The following is a 17,872-nucleotide window of genomic DNA, read 5'->3' on the forward strand; positions in this document are numbered from 1 at the left end:
CGAAAAGCCCAAATTAGATATTGCAACCATAATATTCGGTACTGGGTCTATTTAAATGCCAACATGAATGTCGGTTTCTGAAGAAAAATTGATTAAAGGCTGCCAGAAAGGCAAAAAAGAATTCCAACAGGCACTTTACGATAAGTATTGTGATGGAATGTATTTAGTAGCACTTCGATATTCCAAAATGCAGCAAGAAGCTGAGGATATCATTCAGGAAGCCTTTATCAAAGTGTTTAAGAATATTAAAAATTTCAGAAAAGACTCATCGCTGGCATATTGGATAAAGCGTATAGTGGTAAATACTGCACTCAACCATCAGCGGAGCAAACTTTATCTCTATCCGATGGTAGATGTTAATGATTTGGATGATTGGAGCGAAAAGGAAAGTGCAGTATCTGAACTAAGCTATGAGGAGCTTTTAAATCTTATTAGGGAGTTGCCGACTGGTTGTCAGATTATATTCAACCTATTTGCTATTGAAGGATATAAGCATCATGAGATAGCAAAGAAGCTTAAGATAAGTGAAGGAACATCAAAATCACAGTATTCAAGGGCTAAGTCATTGTTGGCGGAAAAGATTATGCAGAGAGATCAGGTAAGATATGGATCGGGGGAAGTTTGAAGATAGTATCCAGAAGAAGTTTGAAGGACAAACAGTAAAAGCACCTCAGGGAATTTGGAGTGAGATCGAAAATTCTCTTAACGCTGAATTGGTTTCGATTTATGCTTCTCAACACTTAATGTATAAATGGGTGTCAGTTGCAGCCGTTTTGGTAGCTGTAGTGCTCCTGGGTGTTTTATATTTCCCTTCCACTCTGCTAGAAAAGGACAAAAATGAGATTGCCAGCTACAATGCACTTCTATCAAATGATGTTGATTTTGATAGCTACTATAGCTACAATCACGATTTTACCGGACTCACCCAAAGAAGTCTAGCTTTTAGCTCAGCATCTCAGTCATCGGAGAAGCCCCGGTCGCAAAATACCACACATTCCAATGGGCAATTATTACTTATGGAGCACAGGGAGGTTGAGGGTAAACGACCTGGACTTTTATTTGCCAATGTCTCCAATGACATTTACAGATACAGGTCATCGGGCAGTATCCCAAAAAGACCGAGTAAAGACATAACCGATAAGAAAGTGTGGGCAGGAGTAGAGGCTGGAGCGGGAAATTTCAATGCGGATTTTGGAGGAGAAGGCACACTTGCTAATTCACTGAATCCTGCAGGTCTAGCATCTGCTATTGGTTCTGGACAGTTTGTAAATCCCACCACCAATGTCTCCCAAAATATGAGTGAGGCTATTGCCACCACCATCGGGATAGATTTTGGAGTGCAAATGGGAAAGAGATGGACCTTAGAAAGTGGAGTAGCTTATACATCAGTAGAGAATAGCGGTACCGCATCTATTAATGTTTTAGATGTTTATACAATTGACAACTCCAATTTCATCGACAACTCAAACGGTTCTGACGGGTCATTGAGTGCTCCAGGTTCTTCAGCAAGGGAGGCTAGTTTTGAAGTGAGAGAAAATTATGACCATGAAGTTTCAATAAATAACAGCGTGCAGTTTGCATCCATCCCTGTCAAGGCGGGATATTTTTTAGTCAATGATAAATTCAGTCTGCGTCTGAATGCAGGTCTTTCAGCAAATTACCTCTTAGAAGGTAATATTTCTGATCCCTCAAAACAAATATTAAATAGCGATGAATTAAACCTTTATAATGAATGGTCATTTGATGGAATTGGAGGTTTAGAGCTAGGCTATTCAATTTTCAATAAATTTAATTTAACCATTGAACCCAATTATAGACACGCTATTACTCCGATCAGCAATTCTGCTACATCCCCGTCTCGTTTCCTGATTCAGACAGGCTTGAGATACACATTACAGTAGCCTTCTATCAACGATTAATCCTATTTCGCATAAAAGATGTAACCATTCATCACAGAAGAAGTACACTTTTGAAGGTGTAAAACGTTAGGTATTTCACCTGAAACTCGTCAACTAACTCAAAAACTCATGCTTAGAATAGGACTATTCTATGTCTTGTTATTTCTTATTCTATTTTCTTCCGCACACGCCCAGGAGATTGAAAATCGAAAATCTTATACAACCGCATGGCGTCAGGGAGAAATTGTTCTTGATGGAAAACTTGATGATGAAGCCTGGAATCAGGTGGAATGGGGTGGTGATTTTGTTGGACATAGACCTGACTTCAACGTAGAACCCCTTCAGCAGACCAAATTTAAAATCCTTTACGACGCTAAATTTCTTTATGTTGGAATCAGAGCATTGGATACAGAACCGGAAAAGATTGTAAAGAGAATGTCTCGTCGTGATGGTTTCGATGGTGATTTTGTTGAAATTAACATCGATAGCTACAATGACAAGCGAACAGCCTTTTCTTTCACTGCGTCGGTTTCTGGCGTTAAAGGGGATGAATACGTATCTAACAATGGGAATGACTGGGACTCCACGTGGGATCCTATATGGTATTTAAGGACAAGTGTAGATGATGAGGGATGGGTTGCTGAGTTTAAAATACCACTTTCACAACTAAGATTTGCTAATCAAGAGCATCATACCTGGGGTATTCAGTTCACCAGAAGAATCTTCAGATCAGAGGAACGATCTACCTGGCAGCCTGTGGATCCTAATGCACCTGGTTGGGTCCATTTATTCGGAGAATTGAATGGAATAACAGGAATTAAACCACAAAAACAACTAGAGATTCAACCATACGTTCTCGCATCATTAGATAAGTATCCAAAGGAAGAGGGAAACCCCTTCAGAGATACTGGAAAGGAATACAAGGGGAATGTGGGATTGGATGCCAAAATTGGAATTACCTCTGATATTACTCTAGATCTAACATTTAACCCGGATTTTGGACAGGTAGATGCGGATCCATCGGCAGTAAACCTATCCGCTTTTCAGCTCTTTTTTAGGGAAAGAAGGCCTTTCTTTCTTGAAGGAAGCAATCTACTTTCATTTCGAACGAGTGGTGGACCTAATAACTTGTTTTATTCACGACGTGTGGGTGGAAGGCCACATGGATACCCTGACAATGTGGAATACATAGATTATCCTAACAACACCAGAATTCTGGGAGCAGCTAAAATAACTGGTAAAAATGCCAAAGGCTTCTCATGGGGAGTCCTGGAATCGATTACAAACAAAGAACGAGCCGACGTTCAATACGAGGATGGCAGCAGAGGTCAGGAAGTAGTTGAGCCCTACACCAATTTTTTGGTAGCCAGAGCACAGCAAGATATCGATGGAGGAAAGACGGTAGTGGGAGCTATCGCAACGAATGTTAAAAGATTTGATAATAGTGGCAATGGATTGGAGTACCTCCATGATCAGGCAACCAGTGCAGGAATAGACTTAGATCATAATTTCAAGGATCGAAAATACGGAATGGAATTTCGCGCAATGTTTAGTCGTGTAGATGGAACAATGGGAGCTATCTACCGCACTCAGACGGCATCTGAGCGTTTTTTCCAAAGGCCGGATAATAATCACAAAGAGGTAGACTCTACCCGCACAAGCCTTACCGGCTCAGCAGCTACCTTTTCGTTTGGCAAACGCAGTGGTAATTGGCGGTGGACGATTGGCTCTAACTATAGATCACCCGAGCTTGTATTGAATGATGCCGGATTTCTTCGTCAGACAGATGACTTTAATAATTGGTTTTGGACGCAATATCGTGTGAATAAAGTAACAAATCTTTTCCGGTCACAGAATTATAATGTTTATGCTGAGTACAATAATGATTTTGGTGGCGCAGTTACAAATCGAGGCATGAATCTCAATATGAATTTGGAATTCAATAATTATTGGGGATTCGGACAGGGCATGTGGATCGGTGGTTCCAGCGTTTCCAATGCAGATTTGAGAGGGGGTCCATCCATTAAATATCCCGGCAACATCAACTATTGGTACTGGATTGGTACTAATAGCCGAAAGAAGGTACGTGTTTCATTTAACAACTGGTTCAATTGGGGACAAAATGATTTTAGGAAAAGCTCTGGGATCTCACTAAATATCAATATGAGACCAATGGATGCTTTACAAATCTCCATTTCACCAAATGTAAACTGGAATAGAAATGACCTTCAATATATTACGCAGCAAGATTTTGAAGGCGATACAAGGTACATATTGGGTAGGGTGGAGCAGGAAACTTATAGCATGTCAGTCAGAGCTAATTACAATATTACTCCTAATCTGACATTGGAATTTTGGGGACAGCCATTCATTGCAGCAGGTGAGTACAGTCAATTTAAACGCGTGCATTTACCAAATGCAGAAAATTATAACAGCAGATTTCATATTTATGAGGAAAGTCAGATTGTGTTTGATGAGGCAAACAGCACATATGAGATATATGAAAATGGAAACCAAGATCCGGATTATACATTCAGTGATCCCAACTTTAACGTTGTACAGTTTCGTTCAAATTTCGTAATGCGATGGGAATACATTCCGGGATCTACTTTGTTTCTGGTTTGGGCCAATAATGGCTCCTACTTTGATCAATCGCGAAACAACAGCTTTAATGATCTGACCTCACACCTTTCTGGTCTCACAGGCAACAATACCTTCTTAATTAAATACACCTATCGATTTATTTTGTAAGGATTCTTCCTGCTAACTTTGGGCTAAATCTTAAAAAATCATTATGTCCAAAGTAGTAATAATTGGTGCAGGGGGAGTTGGTCGTGTTACAGCCTTTAAGTGCGCACAAAACCCAGATATATTCACTGAAATTGTTTTAGCATCCAGAACGAAATCAAAATGTGATGATATAGCCGCTGATGTCAAAAAAGCACACGGTGTTTCCATAGAAACAGATCAGGTGGATGCGGATCATGTGGATCAGGTTGTTGCTTTGTTTAAAAAACACAACCCAGAAATGGTCATCAATGTGGCGCTTCCATACCAGGATCTCACTATCATGGATGCGTGTCTGGAAGCAGGTGTTCATTATCTGGATACGGCCAATTACGAACCACCAGAGGAGGCAAAATTTGAATATAAATGGCAATGGGCCTATCAGGACAAATTTAAAGAGGCTGGTTTGACCGCTGTTCTTGGTTGTGGATTTGACCCTGGAGTTACTGGAGTTTTCACCAACCGTGCCGCTAATCACTTCTTCGACGAGATTCACTATTTGGATATTGTGGATTGTAATGCTGGTGATCATGGCAAAGCCTTTGCAACGAATTTCAATCCTGAAATTAATATTCGTGAGATCACGCAAAAAGGAAAATATTGGGAGGATGGTAAATGGGTAGAAACCAATCCATTTGAGTATCGAAAAGAGCTTGACTATCCGAATATTGGAAAGAGACCTTCTTACCTCCTCTATCATGAGGAGTTAGAATCCTTGGTAAAAAATTATCCTACAATTAAGCGAGCTAGATTCTGGATGACATTTGGCGATGAGTACCTCACTCATTTAAGAGTAATTCAAAATATCGGAATGGCTTCTATTGAGCCTGTGAATTATGAGGGAAAACAGATTGTCCCACTTCAGTTTTTAAAGGCCGTCTTGCCAAATCCTGGTGATCTCGGAGAAAACTATGAAGGTGAGACCTCCATCGGTTGTCGTATAAAAGGAGTGAAAGACGGCAAAGTGAAAACGTATTACATTTGGAATAATTGCAGCCACAAGGCAGCCTATGATGAGACTGGAGCTCAAGGCGTTTCTTATACCACAGGTGTGCCTGCCATGGTTGGTGCTGCTATGATGCTGACCGGTGAGTGGTCAGGTGCAGGAGTTTTTAATGTGGAAGAATTTAGTTCTGATCCATTCCTTGAGAAACTTGGCACGTCTGGCTTGCCATGGCATGAAAAAGAGGATATAGACCTGGGAATGGACTGATATGATAGATATGAATAGCGTCCCTGAGTTTTATCAAGGCTATGTGAAATCACTTGGTCAAGGTGATTTGGTACCCCTGCTTTTGAAAACCGGGGATGAGTTTATCGAATTTGGAAGAGGCCTAAGTGAAGCTCAGGGTGCTTACAGGTATGCAGAAGGTAAATGGAGTATCAAAGAGGTAATTCAACATGTGATTGACTCAGAACGCATTTTTGCCTATCGGGCTCTTAGATTTGCCAGGAATGACAAGACTGAAATTCCTGGGTTCGAACAAAACGATTATGTTCCGCAATCCAATGCAGAAAAACGTCCCATTCATAGTTTGATGACTGAGTTTACTAATGTTCGTGCTTCAACGGTAGATTTATTCACATCTTTTACAGATGAAATGAGAAAGCGAAGCGGTGTTTCGAATAAGGTAGAAATGTCCGTGGAGGCAATTGGCTATATTATCGCCGGACATTTGAAGCATCATCTAAACGTAATCCACGAACGATATTCCAGGTGAAAATTCCATCTCCTTGTTTTGTCCTTGATGAAGAGAAACTGATCCAAAATCTTCAATTGATTGATCATGTTCAAAAATCAGCTGAGATTGAGATTATCTTGGCATTTAAGGGGTTTGCGATGTGGAGTACTTTCTCCACTGTTAGAAAATACGTTAAAGGAGCTACAGCCAGCTCACTCAATGAAGTGAGACTATGTAACGAAGAAATGGGAGTAAAATCCCACACATACTGTGTTGCCTATAGTGATGATGAATTCGACGAGATTGTTGCTAAATCCTCGCACATCACCTTTAATTCATTGGCTCAGTATCAGCGATTTATAGATCGGGTTCCTGAGAAGGTGAGCGTTGGATTGAGGGTGAATCCTGAATGGTCGGATGTTGAAACAGATTTATATAATCCTTCTAGCCCGGTTTCGAGACTGGGTATCACCAGTGAAAATTTGAATGACCTTCCTGCAAGAGTAGAAGGACTACACTTTCATGTGCTATGCGAATCTGACGCTTATGCACTTGAGCATGTGCTAAAATCCTTTGAAAGCAGATTTGGCCATTACCTGGCTAAAGTAAAATGGGTAAATATGGGCGGTGGACACTTGATGACTCGTAAAGGATATAATACCAATCACTTGATCAAAATATTGTCAGATTTTAGAAAAAAACACGACGTTCAAGTGATTCTCGAGCCAGGCAGTGCCTTTGCTTGGCAGACCGGAGATCTACATACCAAAGTGCTTGATGTTGTAGAAAATGGGGGTAAAAAGACAGCCATATTTGACGGATCATTCACTTGTCATATGCCTGATTGCCTGGAGATGCCATATCGTCCGAAATTGGAGAACGGATCTGATGTGAAAGTAGAAGGATGGCACCCATATCGCTTAGGGGGAGTTAGTTGCCTGGCAGGCGATTTTCTGGATGAGTATTGGTTTGAAAAACCTCTAGCAATCGGAGATTCGATTGTCTTCAAAGACATGATCCATTATACAATGGTGAAGACCAGCACGTTCAATGGTGTAAAACATCCATCCATTGGAATATTAAGAGCAGATGGCGAATTTGAGTTAATCCGCGAGTTTGGATATGAAGATTTTAAAAATCGACTGTCCTAGTTTTTCAGCTTAGGCTCCAAATCTCCTCGCATAAACAAGTTGTACTCCTCACACGAGAGATACCCCTCTCCAAGTGAATAGGGGCAAGTTTTGTATACCTCGTCAAAGATTCCAGCCTGTACGACAACCCCGGAACCATGACAAACAGGACAAAGCATTTTTTCAAGTCCTCCACAGTCATATTCTGCCGACTCAAGGTCTTCTTCAAATTGTTCTGCCAGGGAGCGCTGAATTCTTAGGTATTCATCCTCAGCATATTGTAAGTATTGAATGGCAGGTTCATAGTACATGCCTTTCGTACCTTTCAACTGAATGTACTTATTTAACCAGTTGATGCTTTGTTTGTATTTACCCAGGTGAAAGCTATTCCGTCCAAAGAAGTAGGCCATTTCCGACGGAAGCTTCTCCATGTTTTGAAGCACATATTGGAATATCATCTGGGCACTATCATATTTCCCCAGTGCCATCAGGTTAGCACCATCCTCTATTTTTTTCTGTAGCTCATTCTCACGAACAATCTGAGAGTAACCAATCGACGAGCTTACGAAGAGTATGAGAAAAAAGAAATTTTTCATGAAGATTCAATAACGACCGGAAAAATAAAATGGTTTGATGGTCTTGCATGTAAACGAAGCAAAAGATTAACCATTTTTGTGATAGGAGGGAATCTTTTGTCACTTTTGGCAATAAATTATTCTTCATTCGTTTTGTGAAGAGGTGCTATGAATAAAATTTTATCTGCTACACTTGTCTATTGCCTGGGTATGGGGTTGCTGTTCGCTCAGAATACGCGAACAGCAGAGATTCCAAAGCAACCTGCTCCCAGGTATCAGGCTGTTAAAAAAGAGAAAAAAAGTTTCTTCTCTTTTTTAAAGAGGAAGGACAAACCACAGCTCAAATTTTCAGAGGAGGAGCGATTGGCCTTCAGAAAAAGAGTGAGTAAAGCATACGCCGAGAATGCAAAGATTGAACGTAAGTCTGAGAAAATTAAGCGTAAAGAGGCTAAGAAAGGAGTGAAATTTCACGGTCATAAGCGCCCTCCGAAAAAGCGCCCACCTGGTAAACAAAAGTTTTGTAAAGTCTGCCGGATCAAGCACTAACTATATCCCCCTCTGGAGGGGGTTGGGGGAGGAATAAATCTGATAGTTGTAGAGAAATTGAGTGCTGGATAATCAAGCACTAACTCTATACAATGTCTGCGATCTCATCCTTAACCCAAAATGTGAGAGCATGGCCCTTCTGATGCTCTGTTTTAAAAACTGATGATTCACTCCAGATTCAGAAACAACATACTTAATAATGGGTCGCTGAATTTCTTTAATCTGAGAAAGCTTTGCAATCCATTGCTCATACATTTCCTTCCAGTCACTGTCATACGCTTCCATATGTGATCTGCCATCCCACATGATCTCTAATTGATTATCTGCATGATCATGACGGTAGATTGCTGCGAGTACATCATAATTATCCTCTAGTAGCTCTTTTCCTAAATGGATTTTCTCTCTAAGCTCAATGATAAAATCATCAACTAGCCCCATAGGATTATGGAGAAGATGGTATGCATTTAGTATTTCCTGAAGCCACTGATCAAGAAGTGCTTCCTTTGAGAAAGCCTGAACGGACTTGAGAAGATAGTTTTTGTCCTGTGAAAAGTATTTTTCTTCTATGAGCATAAAAAAAGGTAACGCAAAGTTACCCTTCAGATGTTAAAATTCTTAATGGATTAATTAAACACAAATGTCCATTCTCCAGCAATACCGTTATCACGAGCAGTTGGATCAGCAACATCAAATTCAAGCGTCAATGACCCTTCACCTATCGTAGCAACCATATTAGTAGCAGTACCACCTTGATGAGTTTTGGTTATCACTGTTGCAGCATCATTGATGGTCCAGGTTCCGTTTGACCATACATCTTCGAATCCAGCAGGAACATTACTAACAGTATATGATCCACCATCGACTGATCCAGAAAAGGTAATTCCGAATGTAGACCAGTCTCCATCAGCAGTCCCTCCATCAGTTTGAACAGTTGACGGATTCGAGAAACCACCAGAAACGGTCAGGTTATCAACAGCGATCTCTAAATCTGACGGTCCATCATCACCACCACCGCCACCGCAGGACATAAAAATAACTAAGGAAGCAAAAACTAAGGCAGCAAGTAAGTTTGATAATTGTTTCATGTGTAATAATTGATTTTTGTTGTCACATGGAATGTTCGGTAGGTTGTTGCTGCAACAAGGCGAATAATTTTATTTAAGTAAACCTCATTGAAAACTTAGCTTACTGAACATTTCATAATTAGAATCTAAATAATTGTCTGATTAGATATTAGAACATACCAAAAGTAGGACTTTTTATCTTTTATACCTATTAAACAGGGAAATCCCGTCGAAATTATTCGCCGACCGATCTTTTTTTAAAGATGAAGCTGTTCTTCGCATATTTCGATTTCTTGCATGTCATTGGATGCAACGATGATCAACTGCTGTTTTAGCTCCAAAACCTCTTTTTTCCACCATTCAAAGCCTTCTGTGTCCAGATTAGAGGTGGGTTCATCCATGTAAATAATGTCATTTTCGAAGAAAAATGAGGTGATGAGCTTAGCCCGTTGCTTCATCCCTGTAGAAAAATCACTGATGGGCTTAGAAAGTGGTAGAGAGGCTGATTCGGCCATTTCTTCAATGGAGCATGTGTTTTTTTTAAAGGTGGAATGGAATTCCAGAAACTCTTTCAATGTAAATTCTTCAATAATCTCGGTGTAAGGACCAACAAAAACTGCTGAATGCTCACTTTCATCTATTTTTTTTCCGTCCACTTCAATTTCTCCTTCACTGGGAGTCAGAAAGCCGGCCATGATTTGTAGCAATGTTGATTTACCTGAACCGTTTTTTCCCGTGATCGCAACAGATGACCCTGTTTTCAGCGTGAAATTTTGTTCACGAAAGATCCAATTCTTGCCAAATTTCTTTCCAATATTTTCTCCTACGAGGATCATAGACAGGCTATCGATTTAATAGTTCTTTAGGAGCACATAGATAATGCTTGGTCACAATTTTACTCATTGCCTTAATATTAGGGAGATCCGAAGCATCTGCCACATCGACTACATTACCATTTTTTCTGAGAATCTTAATTGACTGGCCTGAGGCAATGTAGGCCGAATTACTCACAGAGCCTATTTTTATGAAATAGCCTGCTTCTTCATCATTTACATCATAGAGGTTTTTGACCTTTTGAATAAGATCATCAGTCACGATTCTTCCTGTGGGCTCATTGGAAAAGGAGATGCCTAAAAGCTTCCGATCTAATATCATTTTGCTAAGTGTTCGTAGGACCTTATCATCATGCTCGTGCCAGAATTTAATTGATCCCCAGATGTCCGAGTCGTCAAGGAGGGCATAAACCTCAAGTATATCCGGGTCTTCCGCAAAATCTTTATCAGTGATGTTTCTTTCAAGGAAAATCTTTAATGCTGGTGTGGCTTCCAGCTTTTCGCCCCGCTGGGTCAGAACTTTGGCTCGCTTAATCAGCTCAATCAGCATCACTTCTGCACTTACCGCTGTTTTATGTAAATACACCTGCCAGTACATCAATCGTCTGGCACTTAGAAAATTTTCAATACTGTAAATGCCCTTTTCTTCCACCACCAGATGTTCACTGGCTACATTCAGCATTTTTATGATCCGCTCAGATCCGATGGCCCCTTCATATACACCTGTAAAAAATGAATCTCTTTTAAGGTAATCCAGCCGGTCAATATCCAGCTGACTGGATACCAATTGGTGAAAGAAAGGTCGTTTGTATTTATTTAGGAATATCTCGATGGTCATGTCCAGCGCACCATCAAATTCTTTGTTTAAGCGATCCATCATCCAAAGCCCTACTTGCTCATGATGTACTCCTTTAAACAAGGAAAACTCTAACGTATGTGAAAAAGGTCCATGCCCCACATCATGTAGCAGGATAGCCAGCATGCTGGATTGTCTTTCCTTATCGGAAATTTCCACTCCTTTTTCTTGCAGTGCGTTCAGGGCTCGTCTCATGAGGTCCATTGCGCCAAGTGCATGATGGAATCTGGTATGAAGTGCTCCAGGATAAACAAGGTCCGTAAGGCCTAGCTGCTTTATTCTCCTCAATCGCTGAAAATAACGATGCTCGATGATGTCGAAGATGAGATCGTTGGGTATATTGATGAAACCGTAAACCGGATCATTAAGAATTTTCTTTTTGTTCAACAGCGTTTGTGATTTACTTAGCAAAAGAAAGCCAAAACTGAATTAATGCAGCAATTTAAAATCTTATGGGCGGACGATGAAATTGAGCTGCTGAAGCCGCATATTTTATTTCTTGAACAGAAGGGATACCAGCTGACTCCAGTGAATAGTGGCTCGGATGCGTTGGAAGAGATTGATCACAATCACTTCGATATCGTATTTCTGGATGAAAACATGCCTGGAATGTCGGGCTTGGAAACACTGAATTACATTAAGTCTACCCATCCAAACCTACCTGTGGTTATGATAACCAAGAATGAGGCAGAAGAAATCATGGAAGAAGCCATCGGTGCAAAAATTGCCGACTATCTGATTAAGCCTTTGAACCCCAACCAGATTCTACTTTCTGTCAAGAAGATCCTGGATAACAAACGAATCATTTCTGAGAAGACCAACCTAAATTATCAGAAGGAATTTCAAAAGTTGGCGATGAATGTGATGGACGCTCAGGATCATCAGGATTGGATGGATATCTACAAAAAACTGGTGTATTGGGAACTGGAGCTGGATGAGACGCAAGATAAAAGTATGGTGGAAGTCCTCAGTGCACAAAAAGTAGAAGCGGATGGAAACTTCTCATCGTTTATTACTTCCAATTATCAGGACTGGATCACAGACCCGGATATGGAAGATCGTCCGCTACTGTCACATAACCTCTTAAAGCAAAAGGTTTTCCCGAAAGTAGGAAAAGAACCGGTCTTTTTGATAGTCATAGATAATTTGAGATATGATCAATGGAAGGTTATCGAGCCGGATGTAGCCGAGCTTTTTAGTGTGGATTCAGAAGAGATGTATTTTTCCATTTTACCAACCACCACATCCTATGCACGAAATGCTTTATTTGGTGGACTCACCCCACTGGAAATGTCGAGAAGATACCCGGATTTATGGGTGGATGAGGAAGATGACGATGGAAAGAATTTGAAAGAAGCGGAACTGCTGGAAGCTAATATGGCTCGAAATGCGGTTAAAGAAAAGTTTAGTTATCACAAAATCCTGCGAGCAGAAGAGGGAAAGCAGCTAAGTGAAAACATTCCCAACCTAATGAATAATGGATTGAATGCCATCGTATTCAATTTTGTGGATATGCTATCTCATGCACGTACAGATATGCAAATGATCAGGGAATTAGCTCCTGATGAGTCTGCATATCGCTCCATTACCAAATCATGGTTTACACATTCTTCACTATACGATACCCTTAAGATTTTAGCCGAGCAGAAAGTGAAAGTGATGATCACTACAGATCATGGTACTATCAGAGTCAATAAGGCGCAGAAGATCGTAGGTGATCGCAAGACCAACACAAACCTGAGATACAAGGTTGGAAGAAACCTCGCCTTTGATGAAAAGTCTGTCTTTTTCACACGTGATCCGGAGCAATTCGGACTACCTAAACCGCATGTAAGCTCTGCTTATGTATTTGCGATGGATGATCACTTCTTTGCCTATCCGAATAACTTTAATCACTACGTGCGGCATTACAAAGACACTTTTCAGCATGGAGGCATTTCTATGGAGGAAATTATTATTCCATTTATTACACTGGCAAATAAATGACCATACCTAATTACAATGAAGACGAGCTTCAGGAAGTGGCCAGAAAGCTCCTGAGTAATTTTGGAAACATCAACGTCTGGTGTTTTGATGCAGAGATGGGAGCAGGTAAGACCACTCTGATAAAAAAAATCTGCGAGGAGAAAGGTGTTCAGGATGAGATGAGCTCACCTACGTTTTCGATTGTGAATGAGTACCTGACTGATAAAGGTGAAGAAATTTATCACTTTGATTTTTACCGACTGGAGGATGTTGAGGAAGCCATTGATATTGGGCTAGAAGAATACCTCTTTTCGGGAAATCTTTGCCTGCTGGAATGGCCGGAAATCATTGAGCCACTTTTGCCTGATGAATACCTGCAAATAAGCATTAAATTAGTAGGTGATAACACCCGATCACTAACTGCACAACCTAAATGAACGAAACGTCAAAATCCGGATTTGCGGAGTTAGCCAAAGAACAGACGCTATACCCTAAGGAATCACCTGCGAAAATTTCCAAAAAGCATCAATCCATGCAGATTGGTGTGCCGCAAGAGGTCGCGGATCAGGAAAAGCGAATGCCTATTAAGCCATCTTCTGTAGGGGTGCTGGTAGCCAATGGACATGAAGTAGTGGTTGAGACCAAAGCCGGAGAGTCTGCGAATTTTTCTGACAATGAATACAGCGAGGCTGGAGCAAAAATCGCATATAGTGCCAAGGAGGTTTTTGAGTGCAATACAATTTTGAAAGTGGAGCCGCCCACTTTGAAGGAGATCGACATGATGAAGCCTGGAAGCACGCTGATTTCAGCATTTCAAGCAGGGAAACAGAACGTGAAGTATCTGGAGGCTATCAATAAGAAAAAACTTATTGCAATTGGTTATGAATTTATCCAGGATAAAGTGGGAGGGTTGCCATTGGTACGTGCAATGAGCGAAGTGGCCGGCAGTACAGTCATGGTGATTGCCGCTGAATACCTAAGTAGTGCGAATGACGGTAGGGGAGTGATCCTGGGAGGAATTACCGGAGTGCCACCAACCCGAGTAGTGATCATTGGAGCCGGAACGGTGGCAGAATTTGCTGCCCGGGCAGCATTGGGACATGGAGCTGAAGTACGTGTCTTCGATAATCAGATTTATAAGATGAGAAGGCTGAAGCACTCGCTAGGTCAGGAGATTTATACATCTACTTATGATGAGGCACTGCTTGCAAAAGAAGTAAAGGAAGCAGATGTTTTGATAGGTGCCGTGCGATTTGAGAAAGGGCAAATTAAGATGCTGGTTACAGAGGAAATGGTGATGAGCATGAAGGCCGGATCAGTAATCATTGACGTAAGCATCGATCAGGGAGGATGTATAGAGACATCCGAGCTCACCAATCACAAAAAACCAGTCTTTGTGAAGCATGATGTGACGCACTACTGTGTGCCAAATATCGCTTCTCGTGTAGCTAGAACGGCTTCATTGGCGATCTCCAACATCTTTACCCCGATTTTACTGGAAGCAGGAGATTGTGGCGGGTTTGACGAAATGATCTATACACACCCATGGTTGCAGAAAGGAGTATACTCTTACAAGGGCACCCTCACCAACCTCAACCTCGCCAAGCGCTTCAATCTGGCGTTTAAGGATATCAGCTTGTTTATGGCGGCCAGGATTTAGTGCCTCATAAATCTTAAGATCATTACCCCTTTTGAAGGGGGGGGGTGCGATGGAAAGCGGGAACGAGGGGGATGTGATCACTCCTGTAATCTCGAAACGTCGAACCGCTTCAAGGGAACACACCTACAAAGATGCCAAACTCTCCTCTAGTGTCTTAATCTTCGCCTCAGCATCTTCCAGCTTCTTTCGCTCCATAGCCACTACCTGCTCAGGAGCATTGTTCACAAAGCGCTCATTAGAAAGCTTCTTTTCTACGGACTTCATGAAGCCGCGCGTGTAGTTAAGTTCTTCCTCAATCTTTTTCTTCTCTGCTTCCATGTCCACATTGTCTGAAGCAGGAATGAAAAACTCATCTGACCCTACTACAAAGCTGAAAGCATTTTCAGGCTTGCCTCCTGATTTGATCTCAGAAAGATTCGCAAGCTTTTTCAAAGATTCACTAATACCACTAATGGTTTTCGCATTAGTTGTCAGTTCAAATGCTTCTTTCGGAGAGATTCCTTTAGAACTTCGGATGTTTCGAACGCCTGACGTGATCTCAAAAAGTAAGTCAGCTTCTTTTAAAATCTTTTCGTCAAAGCTTTGAGCCTTTGGCCACTCTGCAACGATGATTGCGTCACCATCTTTTCGATCTTTCAGTTCATGCCACAGTTCCTCGGTAATGAATGGCATAAACGGATGCAATAGTTTCAAGACCTGCTCAAATAGTTCGATTGTTTTGGCTTTAGTTTCCGCATCAATTGGTTTGCCGTACTCCGGTTTGATCCATTCCAGGTACCAACTACAGAAGTCGTTCCATACCAGTTTGTAAGCGGTCATCAAGGCATCCGACATACGGAACTTGGAAAAGTGATCTTCCAACTCCTTCAATGCTTTGTTTAGTTTGTTCTCAAACCATGTGATAGCCTGAGTATTCACTTCAGGTTGTGCTTTATCGGTCGTTTCCCATCCACTTACCAGTCGGAAGGCGTTCCAGATTTTGTTGGAGAAGTTTCGTCCCTGTTCACATAGCTTCTCGTCAAACAGCAGGTCGTTTCCTGCAGGAGAGCTAAAAAGCATTCCGGTTCGCACACCGTCTGCTCCATACTGTTTGATCAGATCTAGTGGGTCAGGTGAATTACCCAATGATTTGGACATCTTACGTCGCTGCTTGTCACGTACGATCCCGGTCAGGTACACGTTTTCAAATGGTTTTTCATCCAGATATTCATATCCGGCAATCACCATTCGTGCCACCCAGAAGAATAAAATTTCAGGTGCAGTTACCAGCGTGTTGGTAGGGTAGAAGAAGTTGAGTTCTTCATTCTTGCTCTTGTCAATCTTTCCGGTTGCAGGGTCGTAACACTTTTCATTAAACCCATCAAACACTGCAATTGGCCATAGGTTAGATGATGCCCAGGTGTCCAGTACATCTTCATCTTGTTTTAGATCACTGGCAGTTAGGTCGTTGTTCCCTGTAGTTTTACGTGCTTCCTCTACAGCCTGATCAATCGTTTCAGCAACCACAAAATCATTCTCTCCATCACCGTAGTAGTATGCAGGAATTCGCTGACCCCACCATAGTTGACGAGAGATACACCAATCTCGTACATTCTCCATCCAGTGGTTGTAAGTGTTCTTGAATTTGGATGGAAAGAGTTGGATTTCATCATCCATCACGGCTTTATGTGCCCGCTTGGAAATCTCTTTCATTTTAATGAACCACTGTAGAGAAAGCTTTGGCTCCACTACAGAATTAGTTCGTTCTGAGCGACCAATTTTGGTTACAAACTCTTCTTCTTTTACCAGGATGCCTGCTTCCTTCAGATCCTTCACAATCATCTTACGAACCTTGAATCGATCCTGGCCAATATACTTGTCAATCTCACACTTCTCATTGAGCATTCCATCAAGGTTGATGGTGTCTACGATCTCCAGGTTGTGTCGTTGACCGATCTCATAGTCATTCGGATCGTGTGCCGGGGTTACTTTCAGACAACCAGTACCAAAGTCCAGTTCCACATAATCATCCCCAACAATCGGGATTTCACGATTGATGAAAGGAACCAATGCTTTCTTTCCGATCAAATGCTTGAAGCGATCATCTTTTGGATTAACGGCAATTCCAGTATCACCCATGATAGTTTCCGGTCGCTGAGTAGCGATGGTAACGAACTCATCTGAGTCTTTGATTTGGTACTTAACGTGGTAAAGGACTGCTTTCTCACCATCCTCGTTGTAGATCACCTCTTCGTTTGAAATAGTCGTCTGCGCCTCACAGTCCCAGTTGACCATACGCAAACCACGGTAGATGTATCCTTTATTGAAAAGATCAACGAATTGCTTAATGACAGCATCATGGTAGTTTGAATCCATGGTAAATGCTGTCCGATCCCAGTCGCACGAAGCTCCTAGTTTCTTTAACTGCTCAAGGATAATCCCGCCATATTTGTCTTTCCATTCATAGGCGTGTTTTAGAAAGTCTTCTCTGGAAAGATCAGATTTCTTTATGCCTTTTTCACGAAGCATCTTCACCACCTTCGCCTCGGTAGCAATAGAAGCATGATCCGTCCCAGGCACCCAGCAGGCTTCTTTACCTTCCATTCGGGCTTTCCGAATCAAAACATCCTGAATCGTGTTGTTGAGCATGTGACCCATGTGGAGGACACCTGTGACATTAGGAGGCGGAATGACGATGGTGTATGCTTCCTTGCCGGTTTTAGGAGTGGCATGAAAGAAGTTTTGATCCATCCAGTACTGGTACCATTTGTCTTCTACCTGCGTCGGGTCATATTGTGTGGAAATGCTCATGAGCGCGCTACTGTGTCTTTAAAATTTTTTGAAGCCGCAAAGTTAGTAGCTCTCAAGCTTCTTTTCCCTTTGTCAAAGGAATTATG

Annotated in this window: 16 protein-coding genes; 10 read left to right on the forward strand and 6 right to left on the reverse strand. The window is 41.6% G+C overall.

The window, feature by feature from the left end:
- Positions 1 to 67: 67 nt before the first annotated feature.
- The 6 genes from ACXAH9_RS13255 to nspC all read left to right on the forward strand — a co-directional run bounded on the left by ACXAH9_RS13255 (position 68) and on the right by nspC (position 7,518).
- Positions 68 to 625 (forward strand): RNA polymerase sigma factor, encoded by a 558-nt coding sequence (locus tag ACXAH9_RS13255; RefSeq protein WP_474895336.1) that lies wholly within the window; start codon positions 68 to 70, stop codon positions 623 to 625.
- Positions 606 to 1,901 carry a porin family protein gene (locus ACXAH9_RS13260; RefSeq protein ID WP_474895337.1) on the forward strand — a complete coding sequence of 432 codons (1,296 nt, stop codon included), beginning with the start codon at positions 606 to 608 and terminating at the stop codon, positions 1,899 to 1,901. Before ACXAH9_RS13255 ends, ACXAH9_RS13260 begins: the two co-directional genes overlap by 20 nt.
- A gap of 126 nt (positions 1,902 to 2,027) precedes the next feature.
- On the forward strand, positions 2,028 to 4,649 hold the full coding sequence (locus ACXAH9_RS13265) for a DUF5916 domain-containing protein (RefSeq protein ID WP_474895338.1): 2,622 nt from the start codon (positions 2,028 to 2,030) through the stop codon (positions 4,647 to 4,649).
- Between the two features lie 43 nt (positions 4,650 to 4,692).
- Complete coding sequence (locus tag ACXAH9_RS13270) at positions 4,693 to 5,898, forward strand: saccharopine dehydrogenase family protein (RefSeq protein WP_474895339.1); 1,206 nt, start codon at positions 4,693 to 4,695, stop codon at positions 5,896 to 5,898.
- Positions 5,899 to 5,908: 10 nt separating this feature from the next.
- Positions 5,909 to 6,406: a DinB family protein gene (locus ACXAH9_RS13275; protein ID WP_474895340.1), complete on the forward strand. Its 498-nt coding sequence runs from the start codon at positions 5,909 to 5,911 to the stop codon at positions 6,404 to 6,406.
- The gene (nspC, locus tag ACXAH9_RS13280; RefSeq protein WP_474895341.1) at positions 6,403 to 7,518 is read left to right on the forward strand and encodes a carboxynorspermidine decarboxylase; all 1,116 of its coding nucleotides are present in this window, start codon (positions 6,403 to 6,405) and stop codon (positions 7,516 to 7,518) included. Before ACXAH9_RS13275 ends, nspC begins: the two co-directional genes overlap by 4 nt.
- Here nspC and ACXAH9_RS13285 read toward each other — a convergent pair.
- Entirely contained in the window at positions 7,515 to 8,093 is a 579-nt protein-coding gene (locus ACXAH9_RS13285) for a hypothetical protein (RefSeq protein WP_474895342.1), read from the reverse strand. The genes nspC and ACXAH9_RS13285 overlap by 4 nt on opposite strands.
- A gap of 147 nt (positions 8,094 to 8,240) precedes the next feature.
- Between ACXAH9_RS13285 and ACXAH9_RS13290 the strand changes: the two genes are divergently transcribed.
- The gene (locus tag ACXAH9_RS13290) at positions 8,241 to 8,618 is read left to right on the forward strand and encodes a hypothetical protein (protein ID WP_474895343.1); all 378 of its coding nucleotides are present in this window, start codon (positions 8,241 to 8,243) and stop codon (positions 8,616 to 8,618) included.
- 72 nt (positions 8,619 to 8,690) lie between these two features.
- On the opposite strand, the gene ACXAH9_RS13295 is transcribed toward ACXAH9_RS13290, so the two are convergent.
- From ACXAH9_RS13295 to ACXAH9_RS13310, 4 genes are all read right to left on the reverse strand, one after another.
- On the reverse strand, positions 8,691 to 9,191 hold the full coding sequence (locus tag ACXAH9_RS13295) for a hypothetical protein (RefSeq protein WP_474895344.1): 501 nt from the start codon (positions 9,189 to 9,191) through the stop codon (positions 8,691 to 8,693).
- Between the two features lie 50 nt (positions 9,192 to 9,241).
- Entirely contained in the window at positions 9,242 to 9,703 is a 462-nt protein-coding gene (locus ACXAH9_RS13300) for a hypothetical protein (RefSeq protein ID WP_474895345.1), read from the reverse strand.
- 236 nt (positions 9,704 to 9,939) lie between these two features.
- On the reverse strand, positions 9,940 to 10,518 hold the full coding sequence (locus ACXAH9_RS13305; RefSeq protein WP_474895346.1) for an ABC transporter ATP-binding protein: 579 nt from the start codon (positions 10,516 to 10,518) through the stop codon (positions 9,940 to 9,942).
- A gap of 7 nt (positions 10,519 to 10,525) precedes the next feature.
- On the reverse strand, positions 10,526 to 11,758 hold the full coding sequence (locus ACXAH9_RS13310) for an HD domain-containing protein (RefSeq protein WP_474895347.1): 1,233 nt from the start codon (positions 11,756 to 11,758) through the stop codon (positions 10,526 to 10,528).
- 45 nt (positions 11,759 to 11,803) lie between these two features.
- Between ACXAH9_RS13310 and porX the strand changes: the two genes are divergently transcribed.
- The 3 genes from porX to ACXAH9_RS13325 are packed head-to-tail and all read left to right on the forward strand — an operon-like array spanning position 11,804 to position 14,996.
- Positions 11,804 to 13,357 carry a T9SS response regulator signal transducer PorX gene (porX, locus tag ACXAH9_RS13315; RefSeq protein ID WP_474895348.1) on the forward strand — a complete coding sequence of 518 codons (1,554 nt, stop codon included), beginning with the start codon at positions 11,804 to 11,806 and terminating at the stop codon, positions 13,355 to 13,357.
- Positions 13,354 to 13,773, forward strand: coding sequence for a tRNA (adenosine(37)-N6)-threonylcarbamoyltransferase complex ATPase subunit type 1 TsaE (gene tsaE, locus ACXAH9_RS13320; protein ID WP_349563118.1), 420 nt, complete (start codon positions 13,354 to 13,356; stop codon positions 13,771 to 13,773). The genes porX and tsaE overlap by 4 nt, the downstream gene beginning before the upstream one ends.
- Positions 13,770 to 14,996, forward strand: a complete 1,227-nt coding sequence (locus tag ACXAH9_RS13325) for an alanine dehydrogenase (protein WP_474895349.1) — start codon at positions 13,770 to 13,772, stop codon at positions 14,994 to 14,996. The genes tsaE and ACXAH9_RS13325 overlap by 4 nt, the downstream gene beginning before the upstream one ends.
- Positions 14,997 to 15,119: 123 nt before the next feature.
- On the opposite strand, the gene ACXAH9_RS13330 is transcribed toward ACXAH9_RS13325, so the two are convergent.
- A complete protein-coding gene (locus tag ACXAH9_RS13330) occupies positions 15,120 to 17,786 on the reverse strand; it encodes a valine--tRNA ligase (RefSeq protein WP_474895350.1) in 2,667 nt (888 codons plus the stop codon).
- Positions 17,787 to 17,872 lie beyond the last annotated feature (86 nt).

The organism is Ekhidna sp. ABH4_415 (genome assembly GCF_056161305.1).